Origin of the sequence: Streptomyces sp. NPDC050548 (assembly GCF_044457385.1) — a bacterium.
Lineage (GTDB): Bacteria > Actinomycetota > Actinomycetes > Streptomycetales > Streptomycetaceae > Streptomyces.
Window position 1 is genome coordinate 21,916 of the sequence record NZ_JBITGV010000025.1, and the last position, 20,158, is coordinate 42,073.

Annotated in this window: 1 protein-coding gene (cut by a window edge); it reads left to right on the top strand. The window is 72.2% G+C overall.

The window, feature by feature from the left end; genetic code table 11:
* A protein-coding gene (locus ACIBJH_RS42940; protein WP_399122391.1) for a hypothetical protein crosses the window boundary here: on the top strand, positions 1 to 20,158 show its 5' portion. The gene runs 7,607 nt beyond the window's last position; the window shows 20,158 of its 27,765 coding nt (coding positions 1-20,158); the start codon lies at positions 1 to 3; the stop codon falls past the right edge of the window.

A 20,158-nucleotide genomic window follows, 5' to 3' on the forward strand; every position in this document is an offset into this window, starting at 1 on the left:
ATGACCATCCACGCGACGCCCCAGCTGAACAACCTGTTGTTCGTGCTCATCGGCGAGAAGTTCCTCCAGGCCGACGAGGACATGGCCTACGCCAACGGCAAGCCGTACGAGCGGCTGGGCCGGCGTATGCGTGACCTCTCGGACCTGATCGAGCAGACCGCCGGTGGGGTGGGGCGCGCGCTACCGCCGCAGGTCGGGAACAACTATGTGCGGGCGATGCACATGTTCCTCGACACCGACGGCGTCAACTACCTGAAGGAATTCGCCGACCAGCTCGACGGCATCGGGCAGTCCCGCACCAAGTCCTCCATGGACATCATGGAGTCCAAGTGGCAGATCATCGCCGAACTGGTGCGGCTGCTCATCGAGTTGATGGTCATCGCGGTGCTGTCCGCCTTCACCGGCGGTTCCGCCTCCAGCCAGGCCGCGGTGGCGAAGGCCCGCAGCCGGGTCGCCATTCTCACCGTGATGGACTGGCTGCTGAAGAAGACGCATCTGCTGCCGAGCCTCACCGAGGCGATCGAAGAGGCGTTCACCACCTTCGCGGTACGGCTGGCCATGATGCTCGGCGCGCCCAAGGGCCGCCGACCCCACGGCTTCGACTGGTCGCAGATCGTCCAGGACGGTGTCTTCGGCGCGTTCACCGGACTCTTCCACGGCCTGCTCACGGACGTCGGCAAATACCTGAAGAAGAACCTCAAGAACATCTTCAACGGCCACAACCCGTTCAAGGACATCACGGGCAACGGGGCGAAGTTCAACAAGAAGTTCGACAACCCCGACATCAACGCCAAGCCCAACCCGAAGCCGACCCCCACGCCGAACCCGAAGACCACACCGACACCCACCCCGACCCCGCACCTCACGCCGACACCGACACCGACCCCGAAGCCGAAGAGCTTCGGCGACAAGGTGAAGCACGAACTTGGCGAGGACTTCGAGCACTTCGTCACCGAGGGCGGCGCGGAGACACTCGGCGAGGTCGTCACGGCGTCCATCTACGGCTTCCCCATCGACTCCCTGAACACCTTCCTGGGCGGCGGACTCAGCTCGATCAGCGAACGCCACCTCGGCCAGGGCGCGAACGAGTTGGGCAGCAAGTTCAACTTCAACACCCCGACGCCGGTGAACACCCTGGGCACCGCGAACATCCCGAACGAGTCCGACTCCGACTCCGACACGGACACCGGCTCCTCGAAGAACAGCCCGTCGTCGAACTCGCCCACCACGACGGGCCCCGGCTCGGTCAACACGACCTCGGACAACGGCAGTTCCTCGACGGTCAACACCCCCCAACGCACCACCACGAACACGTCACCGCCCCGCTCGACCGACGTCGACACGGACCTCGCCGACACCGGCATCGACACCGGCACGCACTTCGACGAGGTGAAGGTCGGCGGGGGAGACCTGCAGAGTCAGCAGGGTGACACCCCGGACATCTCAACTCCGGTGTCCTCGCAGGGCGTTCCCGTCACGGGCGGGCCCGACACCAGTGTCGTACCGCCGAGCACGACCGGGGCCGGCACACCCTCGAACTCCGGCAGCAGTCCGCACACCACGGGCACCGGAACTCCGGCGCCCGTACGGACAGTTCAGCAGGGCGACACCTCGGACACTTCAACTCCGGCTTCCTCGGCGGACGTTCCGGTCGCGCCGGTCGCCAATGGGTCCAACACCGGTGTCGTGCCGCCGAGTACGAACACGAGCACAGGTACGAACACGACCGGGTCCGGTGTTCCCACCCAGAGCGGTAACAACTCGGGGAACCCTGCGTCGGGTTCTGGCGCGTCCTCGAACTCCGGGGGCAGTCCGCGTACGACGACATCGGGGCGCCCCGAGAGCACGACGTCCGACGGCGACACCGTCAGCACGGACACGACGCACGGCACCGATGCCTCCCCGAACTCCGATTCCGGCGTCGACAGCAGCACCGGTACGGACACGAACACCAACTCCGGCACCGACACGACCACCAGCGCCGATCCCACCCCCGGCGACACCCACTCCAATTCCGGCACCGACCTCCCCACGCCGGTCACCACCACCTCCAGCAACAGCGCGCCGCCCACGACCAGTTCGGTGCCGGACAGTGATCCCGCGCCCGAGACGGTGGCGTCGTCCCACTCCAGCACTGTCACTCCGGTGCCGGACAACACGCCCACGCCCACCCCCGCCGCCCCGGCACCCGTGGTCCTCACTCCCTCCGTGAACCCCAACACCGCGCCGGAGCCCGGCAGTTATGCGGACTCGCGGGCCGGGGCGGCGCCCTCGGAGCGGAGTCATACCTGGGTCGACCCGGTGTCCCGGCCGCTCGGGGCGGACGGTGCGCGGACCCAGTACGTCGTGCGGGCCGGTTTCGCCGTGCGGCGGTTCAGCCACGGCGGTGAGCCGGTCACCGATCTCACCGTCACCTACCAACTGACCGGCAACCCGAGCCTGGGGTCGCAGGTCGACGGCGTCCAGCAGCGGCTGGCGGACGGTGTGCAGCGGGTGTTCAACACCCCGGGCCACCGGCTGGGGGACGGGAGCCGGCTGCACGTCACCGTCGTACCGGCCGCTCCCGGTGAGACGGCGCACCTCGACGTCACGCTCACCGACCCGGCGGACGGTACCCCGGCCACCCACCACTCATGGCCGGCCGACATCTCCGACTCCGACCTGGCCCACGAGGTCGGCCACCAACTCGGACTGCGCGACGAGAGCGGCTTCGACTCGTCAGCCCCGCACCGCGGTGGTACGGCCAGCCTCATGGGCGACCCGACGCTGTTCACGCCCGCGGCGGACCCGTCGTACACGTCGGGCGGGCTGAGGCCCCGTCACCTCGCCCTGATCGGCACGCTGGTCGGCGACCCCGCCGACGACCACCGGGGCACCGGTCCGCGGGGACCGGTCAAGGGCTCGTTGGGCGCGGACCCGCCCGCCCCGGTCAAGCCCACCACCGACGCGACCGACACCGGACCGACCCCGGTGGCCACCACGTCCCAGCACACGGACCCGACACACACCGGTCCGACAGTGGCAGCGGCCGAGGCTGAGACGGAGACCGAGCCCGTACCCCTGGTCCCGCCGGTCCCGGAGATCGTCGTGACCACCCCGGAGGGCGACACCACCGCGCCGACGGAGTTGGTGGCCGGCGGTGGGCGCCGTCCCTCCTACCTGGGCGGCTACGGGCAGCGGCACGACGGCCAGGTGGGGCTGGTCATGATGGAGCCGTTCTCGCCGGACCTGGTCGACGGGCTGCACCGCCAGGTGCTCACCGCGCTCGGCAGGCCGGACCCGGGCCCGGACGACGCCGTGCACGCGCAACTCCGGGACGTGCTGTCCGAGCAGCAGTTGACGCAGAACATGCCGTATCTGCGCAGCCTGGGCGGTCACCGGATCGTGCTGAACGTCGACGGCGCCCGCCGTGAGGTGGACGTACGGCTGACGCTCGACAACAGGCGGCCGTCCGCGCGGCAGGGCGCGCTCGACACGAGCGATCCCGACAAGCATGTGGAGCGGCGCGGGCAGGGCACCCGGGAGATCGTCTCCGCGCAGCCGTCCGGCACGTTCTCGACGCTTCCGGTGCCGTGGACCCTGTCGGTGCCGGTCGGGGCGGCGGGCGTGGTCCGCGGGGTGGACATCGCGCTGTCCGCGACCATCACCCACAACCAGTTGGAAGGCTCCTCCACCGTCACCCAGGTCGTGCAGACCACCAGCGCCCAGCGCAGCAACGAGCCCTCCCGCGCCTACGACTTCACCGACAACTGGCAGGTGCGCCTGGACGCGCCGCCCGCCATCGCGGACGTAACCGACGCAACTGATACGGCAGTTGTCGTCGCGGACCCCGATCCCGCCCACGACTGGAGTCCGGCCGAGCAGCACGGTTCGGTCACCGTCTGGTTCCCGCAGCACCTCGTGGACGCCGACCGGGATCACGGCCAGGCACTGCCCGCGCCCGCCGAACTGCGGCAACTGCCCATCTACGGCGTGGACTCGGTGCTGAACCCGCGGCGGCTGTACGAGGGTGCCGCGGCGAACTTCGCCGACGACCTGGACGAGGAGTCGTCGGCCCAACTCGCGGACTTCCTGAGCGAACCGGTCCTGCGGGGCACGCTGCCGATGCAGGTCGAGGGCGGGCTGTACTCGCCGGTGCTCACCGACGCGCACGGACGTGCGGTCGGCATGATGCGGCTGGACGCGCGGGTCACGCGGAACACCCCGGTGGCCAAGAGCCTCGACAAGAAGATCAACCTTGAGAGCCATCTCGTCAACGTGGTCAAGAACGACCAGAACACGACGTTCACCAGCGGGGTGACCCTCGCCGGCAGCCTCGGCCCGACCTTCACGACCGACCATGGCGTGGGGCACCCGGACGCCTCCCACGGCATCGGCGGCACCGTCAACGCCAAGGGCACCGCCTCCCTCGCGGCGCAGAACGCGTTCGGTACCAGTTCCGTCGCGGGCACTATGCACGCGGTGCGCACCAACCGCAGCCATCTGCTGACCGAGGCCGACGTCGAGTACATCCTCACCCTGATCCGGCCCGACGGCACCATGTCCGCCTACACGCCCGGGAGTTGGACCCACGCGCTCGATCTGCGGGTGCTCAGCGACACGGACGCCACGGGCCACGCGCCGACGCCGGACGAGGTCCGCGCGCTGCCGCACGAGCTGGCGACGCTGGAGTCGATCGGGCAGTCCACCGCACCGCTCGGCGTGGACGGTACGGAGACGCTGTTCGCGGACGCGGAGACCTGGCTGCGGGACAACGGCTTCCTGCCCCCGGCCCCACCGGCGGAGGGCACCGCGCCGCAGCGGAGCCGGCTGCCCGACGAGAAGCTCGTGCAGGCCCAGTTGAACAATCTGCGGCGGCTGCGGGAGCTGCGTTCCCCGCTCGGGCTGCGCGCGGCGACGGACTCCATGGTGGACGGCGGCCACTCGCTGTTCCTGGAGATCCCCGCGATCACCGGGCGCCGCCGGGTACGGCTGGAACTGGGCGCCCGGCACATCGCGGGCGAGCAGCCGACGCACCGCACGGTACTGCCCGACATCCAGGTCATGGGCCTGGCGCAGGGCGGGGGCGGCGGCACCGCGCGGCTCGGCAACACCTACGGCGGCGGCCTCGGGGCCGGCGGCGGGCTCAACGGGCCCACCCCGCACGGGGGAACCTGGACCCTGAACGGGACCGGCGACTACCAGTACGTCGGCCAGGCCACGCTCGGCAACACCACCGGCAGCACGCTCGGCCACGACCAGTTCTTCATCGCCAGCGGGCAGGACACCCACGAGTTCGCGATACCGGCCCGCATCACACTCGACCTGTACGAGGGCCCGGGCCAGGAACCGGTGACCCGCTTCGGCGATGCGCTGCCCGGGCCGCGCGCCGCGGACGACGTCGAGGCCGCCGGAGCGCCGGGTGTCGCGGGCACGGTCCGGCTGGCCGTACCGCACGGGCGGACCGTGGACGCCGCGGAGCCCGCGCCGGCCGGTGAGCCGTACACCGTACGGCCCGTCGGGGCGCAGGACACCGCGCGGCTGGCCATGACGCTCCCGGGCGACGGCGGGCCGAACCCCCACCCGCGCCCGCACCCGGACGTGGTCCGCGTCCCGGACGACGCGCTGATCGACGTGGTGCGCGGCTCGGCGGCGCTGCAGGACGCCTTCCGCCAGATCGTCACCGGAGCCCATGCCCGTCCCACCGCCGGTGACGGCAACGCCCCCGCCCCCGCCGGTCCGCCCGGGCGGGTCTCCCGGCTGGTCGGTGGCGTCACCGGGTTCCTGAGCAGCTCGCTGGTCGGCAGTCCGTTCGCCGACACCACCACGGTGAGCGCCGAGTCCCGCACCACCGCGCTCTCGCCCGGTGCGCTGGTCGGCCGCGGGCACCAGATCTTCAGCGGCACCTATGTGGTGGAGGGGCTGACGCTGCCCGGGCTCGGTGCGGACGGCCAGCTCGCGATCGAGATCGAGGCCGTCGCCCACACGCCCCGCCACACACAGAGCGTGAACCAGTACCTGGAGACCGGCATCTCCGCCGCCGACACGGCGCAGCAGCTCAAGGGCCTCAGCAAGTCCCACCAGTTCGGCGTGGGCGGCTCGGCCACCCAGAACAACCCGCCGGCTCCGACCCCCGTGGCCGGGCAGCCCGCCGCCCCGGCACCCACGCCGTCCCGCTTCAACCCGTCGGGCCGCTACCAGTACGACCGCAAGATCGACAGGCCCGACACCCTCACCAGCACCACCGCCACCAACCGGACCCCCACCCAGTCCGGCCTCCAGCACCGGATCACGGCCGACGTCACCTATGTGATCACCGTACGGTCCGGACACCGCAACGTGTTCGCCAACACCTTCGGATACGGGCCCGGGGAGACCGTCAGGCTCGCCGTGGACGTGCCGCGCGGACTCCAGTTCCTGATGACGGAGAGTCAACTCCGGCGCGAAGCACGGTGGATGAGCGCCGTCACCCCCCAACTGCCCGCCCCGTCCACGATCGGACGGACGAGCCCGGCACTGCCCGAGCGCTACGTCCGCGACGGCACCCTCGGCCTGGCCACGGTCAACTCGGTCACCGAACTCTCCGACCGGGCAACGGGCCCCACGGCACCCCCGCAGGCCGAGCAGCGCTCCCGACTCCAGGACGACGTACGGCAGTTGGTGGACCGCTACGCCCCCGGCGTGACCACCCCCGGCCACGCCTCCTACCTGCCCGGCGTCGCCGCGCTGATCGCCGACAACACCGGTGTCGCCGGGAAGCGGGCGCTGATCGGACGCGGCGGCGGACAGGCCAGGTTCAGTTTCCGGCACCACCGGTTCGGCGGCTCGGCCCTCGTCGAGGTGACGTTCTCGGCCCGCCCCACGACCAACCCCGCGCACCGGGGCGGCATACGGGGCACCGCCGTGCCGGGTGACAAGTCCGGTATCGAGCAGTGGGGTTCGCACACGGCGGACGGCCGCTCGCTCTCCTCCTCGGGCAGCCGGCAGCACCGCTTCACCTTCAACCCGACGGCCCGTTTCACCCGCCCCGACGCCGACGACCGTACGGACCGCCTCGGCCCCTCCGCGAGCCTGGCCACCACCTCAAGCAAGGTCGCCAAGCAGGGCCGCACCGCCGAGGACCGGTACTGGCTGCGCACCGACAGCGCCGCCGACTTCGACGACCTGGACTACGAGTTGGTCGCCACGGTCCGCTCCACGATGGTCGTCGACTGGCCGCCCAACGTGCTGGGCGCGCTGGTGCAGCGCGGGGTCATCGCCTGGGACGACACCGACACGCCGACCCGCTCCTGGCTCAGCCGCACCCTCTCCGGCGAACTCGGCGACCAGGTACGGGTACCCGCCCGGGTGAGCCTGCGCTTCACCGGCAGCGAGACGAACGGCCCACCCGCGCTGCCCGCACCCCCGCCGCCCTCGCTGTCCCGCGTCGACCCCCGCCAACTCACCGACGGCGCGCCCGCGTTGCGCGACGCGGACCTGTTCCACCCCACCGGCAACGTCCCGGTCTACGGCTTCGACGCCTGGAGCCAGCTGTACACCGCTCTCGACCAGGTGGCCCCGACCACCGGCAGCGGCTGGCGCTCCCTGCCGGCCTCGACCTCCGACGAGAACGCGTCGGTACGGCTCGGCGAACTCATCCAGGCCGGCACGCTCTCCCTGGACACGCCCCGTCAGGTCGGCGGCATGCTGCCGACGATGCCGGGCGCGTTCCCGTTCCGCGACGCCCCGGACCAACGGCCCACCCTCGCCGTCTCGTTGTACCGGCCCAGGGCGGTCACCGACGGCGGCGACGTGACCCTCGACCGGCTGCGGATCAGCTCGGAGAACAGCGGCACGGTCTCCGGCGGCGACACCACCACCGGGCTGGCACTGCCGTTCGTCCTGAGCGCCGACGACCCCGACCGCAACCTCCTCGGCGCGACCCCGCCACTGCTCCAACGGCCCCTGCACGCAAGCAACTTCGGCAGCACCGTCTCCGGCGGGCGCCGCGACTGGCTCAAGACCGGCAGCACCAGCCTGCCCGCCGACGGCCGCGGCACCCGCAGCTACGAGGTCCGCGCCGACGTCCACATCGAGGTCTCCGGCCCCGACGGCGTCCGCCATGTCACCGGTACGGCCACGATCCGCGTCGAGGAACGCGACGCCCTCGGCCACGGCATCACCGACCCCCGTCCGGTACCCCGCGTCTACGACCTCCCGGCCCTGCTCACCGCGGGCACCGGCATCGCGCCGGAGAACTGGGCGACGACACCGCTGCGGGACGTGGCGCGCGTCCTGACCAGGGGCGTCGACCCCAAGGACAAGGGACACCAGCTCTGGGTGGCCACCGGCCCCGACCCGGACGCCTCCCGCCTGACCCTCGCCCTCTACGGCGCCTCGCGGGTGGCACGGTTCCACGGACACCCGGTGGAACTGGTCACCCGGGGCCCCGAGGGCCTGCGCATCTGGACCTTTGACCCGGACGGCATGCTCACCGGGCCGGGGACGGCGGATGCCGCACCGGGCTCCACCACCGGAGTAGCGTCCCTGGACCGGGCATGGACCGACTTCGAGAACGCCGCCGAGGTGTTCGACCAGGCCGAGCACGACCACGCCGTGGCGCTCCACGACGAGGACGTGCAGCGCGGACTGCGGGGCGAAGCGCAGGTCGCCCTGGACGCGGCAGCCGCCGAACTGAGGGACGCGGCCACCGACGCCGATCTGACCGACACGGCCGCGACCACCGCCGAGCAGCAGGCGGACCGGGCCGAACACCACCTCCACGACCTCAACACCCGCATCGGCACCCTGACCGGCGGGATCTCCGACGCCCGCCGCACGCTCGACCCGCTCCGCGACGCGATCGCCGAGGGCGAGCGCGGGGAGATCCGTCTCGCCGCCCAGCTCAACACCGCCCGCCGCAACCTGACCGACCTCACCGATCGCGCCGCCGCGGCGGCCGCGGCCTCCGGCCCGGGCGGCACGGACGGCGCTACGACGGTCGACAGCACGACGCCGGATACGGCCACGCAGGACGCGGCGACGGACACGGCGACCGACACGGCGACCGACACGGCGACGCAGGAACCGCCCGCGCCGGACACGGTCGTAGGACCGCCGGTCGGAGACGACACGGCCGCCCCCGCCCCCGCAGTGGACCCCCGTCTCCAGCGGCAGATCGACGAAGTCACCGCCGAGGTCGGCAAGTTGGAGACCGATCACGCGGCGGTGCGGGCCGGGCTGGCACGGGACCGGGCCGCGCTCCAGGACGCCGAGGCCGGGCTGCGACGCGACCAGGAGACCCTGAGTGAGGCGCGGGCGCAGCTCCCGGGCGTCCGGAGCACGGCCGACACCCTGCGCGCGAACGCGGACACGGCTCGCGGACACGCACAGGACGCGGCACGGGTCCACGAGGACACCCGCGAGACCCACGACCAGGCGGAGCAGGTGCTCCGCGAGATCGACGACCGGATCGGCAACGCCCTCGGCAGGCGCGACGACGCCGCGGCCCGCCGGGTGTCCGCGGAGACGACGCTGCCCAGGGCGACCGGCCCGGTGCTGGCCGCCGGCCCCTCGACGCTCCCCACCTCACACTCGACGCTGGCCTCTGTCACCCCGCGCTGGCCGGGCTCGGGCCGCCCCCGTACGGCGGGCCCGTCCACCGGCAACACACCGCGCGCCGGCGACACGCGTCCCGCAGGCGACGGGAACATCGCCGCCACCGGGAACGAGAACCCGGGGGGCGACGCAGTCTCGACCGAAACCACGACCGATCCGATCACCGACCCGATCACCGACCCGATCACGGACCCGATCACCGCCACAGCCTCCGAACAGGACAGTGCGTTCGACGCCCTGGTCGGAGGCAACTCGGGCGAGGGCAACGGGAGTACGTCCGCCGACCTGCACACCGCATCGGCGAGCGACGCGGACCACACGTCGTACCGCCGCATCGCGTCCCAGCCCCCGGTCTTCCAAAGGCGGCGGGCCCGAGGGAACGCGGTCGACACCCGCGGCGACGGCCGTTGCATGCTCTACACGTTCATCGGCACCGACCCGCAGCGGGTCCGCGACGCCCTGCCCGGACTGCGCGACGAGGCCCCGGAGACCTACGCCTGGCTCAGCCGGCCGAGCCAAGTCCGCGCCGGACTGCACGAGTTCACCCACTGGAATGCCGCGACCTCCCCGATGCCCCCGGCCGGCCGCCATCTGATGGTCGCGGCGGACCGGCTGCGCAGCCTCGCCGATCAGCGACTGCTGGAGGCACGCGTCACGCGTCCGTTGCCGCCCGAGGTGGTGGGCCAGGTACGGCGGGCGCTCGTGAGCTGGTTCTCGAATCGCACCGCGGCCATGAGCCGACCCGAACTCCTCAGCACCCTCGGCGAGTACGGCATCGAAGGGGTGACGGAGCCGGAGCAGCTGGACGATCTCGAAACGCGCTACATCGAGGCGTTGACCGCGGCCGACGAGACCGGGTCGGCGACGCCCGGCGCCCCGGCCATGTTCGCCTATCTGCGCGACAGCGACCGGCTGCCCACGCTGGACGACCTCTCCGACGAACAGCTCCGCACGCTGCTCAGGCAGGGCTACACGGTGAGCGAGGCACAGTTCACCGACGACGAGCTGGCCCACGTGGTGGACGCCGTCGAGAACTGGTCGGAGAGATACGAGAACGACGAGGCAGAGGTGTTCCTCCCCCTGCTCGCGGACACCCTTGACCTGGCCGTGGAGGTACTGCGGCCGGGCCCGACGGCCACCACCTCCACCGTGGCCCTCATGGGGCCGGCCACCGCCACCCGGGTCATCGAGGTCCACTACACCAACCTCAACCACTACAGCGCGACCGACGCCGACATCCTCGTCGTCGACCCGACGACCACCACGCCGTCGAGCGCGCCCCGGGGTCCGGAGGACGTCAACAGCGTTCAGCCGAGCGGCCGTTACCGTCCCGCGCCGACTCGCGACGATGCCGACGACCTGCCCGCGTCCCGTGTCGCCGACCCTGCTGCGAAGGACTCCTGGTTCGGGTTGCGTGCGTATGCCCGTCCTGCCGTGCATTCCACGGAGCGGTTCGATCCGCACGCGGATCAGTCCAGCCCGCCGCGCCCGGGGGTTCTCAGCGGTGCGACGACTCTTGTCCGTACGAGCGTCCGTCGTATCCAGGCGCCCAACGGTCAGTGGGTTCGGGACTACACGCTCAATCTTCCGGTCACCGCCAACGACCCTGCCCTCACCCAGCAGTTCAAGGAGCGCATCACCGGTCTCCTGGACGCGCACCTCAACTCCGGCCTGGAGCTGCCCAGTTCGGGCGATCAGTTGCATGTCACTCTCAATCTGATCGACGACCCGTCCCACCCCGAGGCGATCACCCTCACCGACACCGCCGACCCGGCCCGTGCCGACCAACTCCACCTGGACCTGGGCCACTCGGACGCGGACCTCCTCCACGAAGCCCTGCACTACCTCGGACTGCCGGACGAGCAGCGCGACAACGACTTCCTGCTGCGCAACCACCCGAACAGCACGACGGTCCGCACCACCGGTCTCATGGCCGACACGCAGAGCCCGGTTCACATCCCCGGCCGTTACCTCCGCACGATCGAGAACGTCACCGCCGCCGGTCCTCAACTCCACAACCACACCGGCCAGTTGACGAACGGACCCGCCCAAGACCCCGACGCCACCCCCATTCCCGCAGACGGCACCCCCACCTGGCCCACCTCCAACGCCCCGGCCGTCCCGCCGCCCGCGCGGGTCCAACTGCCGTCGACGTACGTGACGTCGTACGGCGCGCTCCCGGACGGGACGGTCGGGTTGGTGTACGCGGAGCCGTTCTCCGATGAGGTGATCGCGGGGTTGCACGGGCAGGTCTACGAGGCGCTCGGGCTGGATGCTGACGACCCGCCAGAGGCGGTGCGTGGGCAGGTGCGGGACGTGTTGAGCCGGGAGAGTCTCGCGCTCCAACTGCCGTATCTGCGCTCGAACGGCGGGTATCGGGTCACGGTTCGGGTGGACGGGCGTGATCGCACGGTCGACGTGCAGTTGACGTTGTCCGATGCTCGGGAGTCGTTGCGGCAGGGGCGTTACGACGCGCGGGACGCGGACAAGCATGTCGAGCGGCGTGGGTTCGGGACGCGGGAGAACTTCTCCAGTCAGCCGTCGGGCACGTATCGGACCTTCCAGGTGCCGTGGACCGGGTCCTGGCCGATCACCGCGCCGACCGCGGTGCGGGCGATCGACGGATCGCTGACGGCGGCCATCACCCACAACCAGGCCAGTGACGCGACGACCGTCACGCAGGCTGTGCAGACGACGTCCGCCCAGCGTTCCAACGAGCCTTCTGATCCGGTGGAGTTCACCACCCGGTGGCGGGTGCGTACCGACGCCCCGGCAGTCTCCGCGCCCGCGCCCGCCACCGCCCCGGCGGGGGACGGCTGGAGCGCGCCGGTGTCGCACGGTTCCACCACGATCTGGTTCCCCCGGCACCTCACCACCGCCGATCCGGCGCCGGGTTCGCTGCCCGCGCCCGCCGATCCGGCCGATCTCCCGCTCTACGGCGTCGACTCGGTGATCGACCCCAGGGCCTTGTACGAGCATGTTCATCAGACCTTCCACGCGGATCTCGACGCCAACGCCGCCGGGCAGGTCGCGGACTTCCTCTCCGAGCAGGTGTTGCGCGGCACGCTGCCCATGCAGGTCGACGGCGGGATCTACTCGCCCGTGATCACCGACGCCGACGGCAACGCGGTCGGCATGCTGCACCTGGTGACCGTGCCCACCGTCGGGACCCCGCTGCGGCAGAGCACCCCGGGCCAGATCAACCTGGAGAGCCACCTGGTCAACACCGCGAAGGTCGACCTCTCGTCGAGGTACACCAGCGGTCTGGGGGTCAGCGGCAGCGGTGCCGCCGCGCTCACCGGTGACCAGAGCAAGGGCCATCCGGACGCGTCCAGCGTCATCGGCGGCAGCCTCGGCCTGCGCGGACAGACCCAGGCGACCGTCACCAACACGTACAGCGCGGGCAGTTCGGCCGGCACGATGCACGCCATCCGCACCAACCGTGGCCATCTGCTCACCCCCTCCGGCGTCACCTACCGCGTCACCCTGATCCGGCCCGACGGCACCGGGACAGCGGCACCGGCGCTCACCCTGGCGCATGGCATGGATCTTCGGATCCTGAGCAAGACGGACGCCACGGGGCACGCTCCCGCCCCCGACGAGACGCGTGAACTCCCGGACTCGCTGGAGCGGTTGGACGGCATCGGGCTGAGCGCGGCGCCGCTCGGCGTCACCGGAACGGACGGTCTGTTCGACGAGGCCGAGGCGTGGCTGCGCCGCGAGGGCTTCCTGCCGTCCGCTCCCACCGGCGTCGGCGTGCTGCGCAACCATGAGCCCGAGCACCAGATCCGGCTGCACGCCCAGCTCAACAACCTGCGCCGGTTGCGTGAGGCCCGTTCCCGCACCGGTCTGCGTGCCGCCACCGACTCGATGGTGGACGGCGGTCACTCGCTGCACTTCGAGGTGCCCAACAGCACCGACACGGGCGTCCGCCGGGTCCGACTGCTCCTCACCGCCGTCCGTGACAGCACCCAGGCCAGCACCCACAACCTCGTTCTTCCGGGCATCCAGGTCATGGGTCTGGCCCAGATGGCGGGCAGCGACGCCGAGCAGCGCGGTGAGTCCTACGGTGGCGCGCTCGGACCGATGGCCAGCGTCAGCGGACCCACGGGACCCTGGGGGTCGATCGGGTTCGGGGGCGACTACCAGTACGGCCGGCAGATCACGCACGGCGACACCGTGGGCGGCGCCACCGGGCACGACCAGTTCTTCATCGCCACCAACCAGGACAGCCACGCGTTCGACGTGCCGGTGCGATTGGCCCTGGACCTGTACGCGGACGACGGCGACCGGCCCAGCGAGCGGTTCGGGCAGAACGTGAACCGGCAGGCCGCCCCGGCGCCGGTCGTCGCCCCTGCCCCCGCCGTCCCCGCGCCTGCCCACGCGCCGACCGTCACCGGCTCGCTGCGGCTGGCGGTGCCGAACGGCCGTACCCGCGCGCCTTCGGCGGCCCCTGCGACGACCTCCGCGGCGCCGCCCCCCACAACGACCGCCGCCACGCGCCCCGCTCGTGTCGACGGGGCGCCGCGTCCGGCCAACCCCGTGGACATGGCCCGGTTCGACGGCACCGACGCCCACGGTGTCCCGCGCCCGGAACTGGTGCGCATACCGGACGACGCGCTGATCGACACCGTGCGCGGTGCCGCGGCCATCGAGTCGGTCTTCCGGCGGGCCGCCGCGGACATCCGCCGCCAGGCCCAGCCGACGCCCCCCGCCACCACGGCCACCGGCACCGGCCCGATCCTCCCGGTCACCGCCCCGGCGACCACCGGCACCGCCCCGGCTCCCGCCACCGGCCCGACCGTCGCCCCGCCCGCACGCGACGGTGTCTCCCCGCTCGCCGGGCGCGGGCTGACGGACAGCAGGACGCGCGCCGCCGAGACCCGGCATGCCGCGATCACGCCGGGCAGTCTGGTCGCCCACGGCCACGAACTGTTCAAGAACTCCTACGTAGTCGAGGGCCTGAGTCTGCCGGGGACACTCGCGGACGGGCAGTACTCGCTGGAGATCCAGGCCGTCGCCCACCGGCCCCGGTTGCTGGACACCACCCGGCAGTACCTGGAGACCGGCGTCTCCGCCACCGACAGCGCCCAACAGCTCAAGTCCCTGGGAAAGTCACACCAGTTCGGCGGCAGCGGGGTCCTCACCCAGAACCCGCCCAAGCAGCCGGCGAGCCCGGTGAACGCGGCGGGGCAGGGCAACACCGGTCCGGAGTCGGACGGTTCGGTCTCCACCAGCCAGACCAGCGGCAAGTCGTACAAGGGCCTCTTCAACCCGTCGGCACGGCTCGGCCATGTCTCCCGTACCGACACCGCCGACACGCTCGCCGCCAGTACGGGCGTGAACCGCACCCCCACCGAGAGCGGCGATCTGCACCGGGTGGTCGCCGACGTCACCTATCTGGTCACGGTCCGCGCGGGCTCCCGCACACTGCTCAACGGCGTCGGCGAGCCCGGCACGGTCGCCCCCGTCACCTTCGCGGTCGACGTCCCTGACGGCCTCCAGTTCCTCATGACCCAGGGCCAACTCGCCCGCGACGCACGGTGGATGGGCTCCGTGCAGGGGCTCACCCCCGCACCCGCCCCGACCCTGACCGCGCCCCTCCCGGCGTCGTACACACGCAATCGCGAACTGGGTCTCGGCGGAGTCCTCTCGGTCATCGAGTACGACCGGCCCGTCGCCGCCCCCGTCCCCACGACCGGGCCCAACGCGGGTCAGATTCCGCTGGGGCCCGTCGCCCAGAGGGAGCGGCGCGGGCGGATCAGGCGCGAACTGCTGGCGCTGGTGGAGGCCGAGGCACCCGGCGCGGTCACTCCGGGGCACCCCGGTTACCAGCAGGGTGTGCACGGGCGCGTCGCGCAGCTCACCTCGTCCGCCGGACTGCGCTCGCTGCCCGGGCGCGGTCCGGACGGCACCCCGCGCCGGGCCACCACCCGCTTCCATTTCCGCCACCACGGCTTCGGCGGTGAGCGGCTGGTCGAGGTGACCCTGACGGCGGTGCCCCGGCGGACCCAGAACCTGGCCGCCGTGCTGGGTGCCTCAACCCCCGGCTCGGGCCTGGAACAGTGGCAGTCGCACACCGCCGCGGGTCGCACCACGACCCGTGCCTCGGTCCGCCAGACGCAGCTCCCGGTCACCCTGACCACCCGCTATCTCCGCCCGAACCAGGGCCCCGACCCCTCGAAGACGGACCGTTCGGGGCCCGTCTTCACCCCGCAGTCGGCGAGCAGTATCTCCGCGCGCCGGGCGACCACGGCCGACAACCGCTTCTGGCTGCGCACGGACAACGGCGCCGACTTCGACGGGCTGGAGTACGACTACGAGCTGTCGGTGCGCTCCGCGCTGGTCGTCGACTGGCCGCCCAATGTCATCGGCGGTCTCATCCAGAACGGTGTCATCGCCTGGGCCGACGCGGACGGCGACGTACGCCGGTTGACCGAGAGCCTGCTCGCCCGCGGCAACCCGCGCACCAGCACCGTCCCGGTCCGGCTGGCCCTGCGGTTCACCGGCACCGAGGCCACCCCGCCACCCGGTGGCCCGGCCCGCGTGAACCCACCGTCCGCCGTCTCCGGCGTCGACCCGCGCAACCGCGTGCGGCCGGCCGGCCCGTATCTCGTCCCCGCGCAGATGTTCCACCCGGTGGGGCCGACCCCGGCGTTCCACTTCGACGGCTGGGCACACCTGGAGACGGCCCTCGACGACGTGGCGCCGCGCGGCGGACGCGGCTGGCACGCGCAGATCACCTCGGTCTCGGTGGAGGGACAGGCCGTCCGGCTGGGCCAGTTGATCCAGGCTGGGCAAGTGGCCCTCGACCGCCCCCGGTTGGCCGCCGACCTCACCCGCAAGATGCCCGGCACCGCGCCCTTCGAAGGGGCGCCGGACCACCCCCCGACCATCGCGGTGTCCCTCTACAACCCGCGCCGCTCCACCAACGCCGACGACGTCACGCTCGACCAACTCCACAACACGACCGACACGGTGAGCACCGCCGCGGGCGCCGACCACTCCCTCGCGACCTCGTTCACGCAACTCCTCAGCGGCGACGACGACAACCACGAGATCGCCGGGGTCGGCGTGCCGCTCGCGCAGCGGCAGACCCAGCCGTCGACCTTCGGCGGCACCACCACGGGCAGCCGCCGTGACTGGCTGAAGTCCGGCAGCACCTCCGCACCCGCCAACGGGGCGCGGGGCACGCGCAGTTACGTCGTCGACGCCGATGCCCACTTGCTCGTCGAGGGACCACAGGGAACCCGCCACGTCACCGGCACCGTCACCCTGCGAGTAGAGGAGCGCGACCTCCTCGGTCACGGTCTGCTCACCCCGGCCGAGTCCCCGCCGAACGTCCATGACCTGCCCGCGCTCGTCCCCGACTGGGCCACCGCCCAGCCGCACACCCTGCCCGAACGCCTGAACGCGGCGATCCCGGCCGGCCGTCACGGCGTGCAGTTCTGGGTGGCCCTCGGCGCCGACCCGCAGGGCGCACGCCTCGGCCAGGCCCTGTACGCCGCGTCCCGTGCCGCCGTGCTCGGTCACCGTCCGCTTGAGTTGATGACCCGTGACCAACAGGGTGTCCGCCGTTGGGAGTTCACGCCCGAAGGTGCCCTCGTCACCGCCGACCCGGACCTGACCACCGCGTGGAACGCCTTCGACGCACAGGCCGAACTCCTGCACACCGCCACCAACATCCTCGCCGACACCCCGCAGCTCCTGAACCGCCTCACCGCCGCCCTCCAGCAGGCCAACCGCGCGCACGCCACCGCCGTAGAAACCCATCGGAAGGCGCAGCTCGCGGTCACGGGCGCGATCGACGTCCACCGGCGGGCGACGGAGACGGCCGCCGAATCCGCCAAGGCCGCGCGCAAGGCGGAGGCGCTGGTGGCACGGCTGAGGCGGGACCTCGCGGAGGCCCGGAACACCGCCACCACCCTGCCGTCGGTGATCGAGCAGCACGCGCGGGACGAGGCCAAGGGCCGTCACGATCTGCAGACGGCCCTCACCCGGCTGACGCAGACCGAGAACGCCGTGCGCGCCGAGCGGATCGCCGCCGCGCGGGCCGCCGCCGAACAGGCCGCGAAGAACGGGCGGTCGAGCGCCACCCCCGCCCCCGCGCCGGCCGCGCCGACTCCCGTCGTGCCCGGCGCCCCGCGTTCCCACGACCCGGCGGCCGACGTCGCCGACGATTCCCGGGTGCAGGCCGTGCTCCCCGCGATCGCCGCCGCCGACAACGCGGCCCGGCAGGCCGCCACCCAACTCGCCGCCGAACGGACCGCGTTGGAAAGGGCGGAGCACATCGTCGACGTGGGTCCGGCCCGTATCCGAGCGGAGGAGGCGAACCACGAGGAGGCAGTTGAGGAGGCCCGGCAGGACGCGGCGGACGAGGTCCTCCAGGCCGACAACCTGCGGGACGCCAGGCAGCGGGAGACCAACGCCCGCGGCCGGGTGACCGAGGCCGAGAACGAGGTCGCGCGGCGCAACGGGCTGGTCGTAGCCGCCGTCACCGCACAGTTGCAGGCCGCGGCCGACCAGGTGTCGGCCACCGCAGCGCTGCCAGGGTTGTCCACCGCCGTCCACGACAGTGCGCCGACCCCTGAACAGTCCCTGCGCACCACCTTCGCCACGACCCCGCCCCGTTGGCCGACCCCTGACGGTCGGCCCGCTCCTCTCCCGGCGGGCGGCCAGACCCACACCCCGCCGCCCGCCACCACCACGGCCACATCCACCTCCACGCCCACACCGACCCCGGCGAAACAGCAGCCGAAGAAGAGCGGGCCGTCCAAGTCCGGTACGAGCAGCGGCAAAACGAACAAGACCGGCAAGGCGGGCAAGGGCAAGACACCGGCCCCCGGCACCACCACCCCGGCCGCCCCGCCGTCCCCGTACATCGCCCCCACCGGCAACGCCGTCCCGACCCCCGGCGACGGCAACTGCCTCCTGTACGCCGTCATCGGCAGCGCGCCGCACCTGGTCCGCGCCCGCCTGCAGCAGGCCGACCCGGCCACCGCCGCCTGGCTCGCCCGGCCCGACGACGTACGACGGACCCTCACCACGGTGACGACCAACCCGCAGACGACACACCGGGGAGCACGCCATCTGCGCGCCGCGCAGCAGGGGGTGCAGGACCTGGTGCTGGCCCGGCTGACGGCGGCGCGCAACGGCACCCGGCCGCTCCCGGCCCAGGTGCTCGGCCAGCTCCGGGGTGTCCTCGTCGGCAACTTCGCGACGGCGGTGCAAGACATGACCCCCGCCGAGATCGACAACGAGCTGCTCCAGTACGGCATCCAGGGCGTGACCCATGCCGAGGACCTGGACCCGGTCGACCTCCAGACCCGCTATCTGCAAGCCGTCTCGATGCCGGGCGCTCCGCCCCCGCTGGCCGGTGCCGCGCCGAGCAACCGGCGGATGTTCGCCTATCTGCGTGCGGTGGACGAGCTGCCGACGCTCGCCACCATGACACCGGACGAGCGTCGCTCGCTGCTGATCGCCGGGTACCACCGGAGCACCGCCCCCCTCACCGACGACGAGGAGGCCGTACTCCGGCACGCGGTGGGCAACTGGTCGGCCGCGTGGGCACACCCGGTCGGCGACACCTTCCTGCCGCTGCTCGCCGACACCCTCGGCGCCCCCATCCACGTTTTCCAGCCGATGCCCGCCGCCGTCGCCGGCACCACCGCGACCGGCGGCCCTCGGGGCATCGTGCTGCGCTACGGCCCGACGACCACCGCCACGCCCGCACTTGAGGTCCACTACACGGGCCTCAACCACTACAGCGCCAGCGATGTGCACCAACCCGCCATCACCCCCTCGAACGCGCCCCGGGGTCCGGAGGACGTCAACAGCGTTCAGCCGAGCGGCCGTTACCGTCCCGCGCCGACTCGCGACGCCGACGACGACCTGCCCGCTTCCCGTGTCGCCGACCCTGCTGCGAAGGACTCCTGGTTCGGGCTGCGTGCGTACGCCCGTCCGGCTGTGCACAGTACGGAGCGGTTCGATCCGCACGCGGACCAGAGCAACTCGCCCCGTCCGGGCGTTCTCAGCGGTGCGACGACGCTCGTCCGTACGAGCATCCGTCGTATCCAGGCACCCAACGGCCAGTGGGTCCGCGACTACACGCTCAACCTCCCGGTCACCACCAACGACCCCGCCCACACCGCCCAACTCCAGGAGCGCATCACCGGTCTCCTGGACGCGCACCTCAACTCCGGCCTGGAGCTGCCCAGTTCGCGCGATCAGCTGCACGTCACCCTCAACCTGATCGACGACCCGTCCCACCCCGAGGCGATCACCCTCACCGACACCGCCGATCCGGCCCGTGCCGACCAACTCCACCTGGACCTGGGCCACTCGGACGCGGACCTCCTCCACGAAGCCCTGCACTACCTCGGACTGCCCGACGAGCAGCGCGACAACGACTTCCTCCTGCGCAACCACCCCAACAGCACCACAGTCCGCACCACCGGCCTCATGGCCGACACCCAGAACCCCGTCCACATCCCCGGCCGTTACCTCCGCATGATCGAGAGCGTCACCGCCGCCGGTCCTCAACTCCACGACCACACCGGCCAGTTGACGAACGGACCCGCCC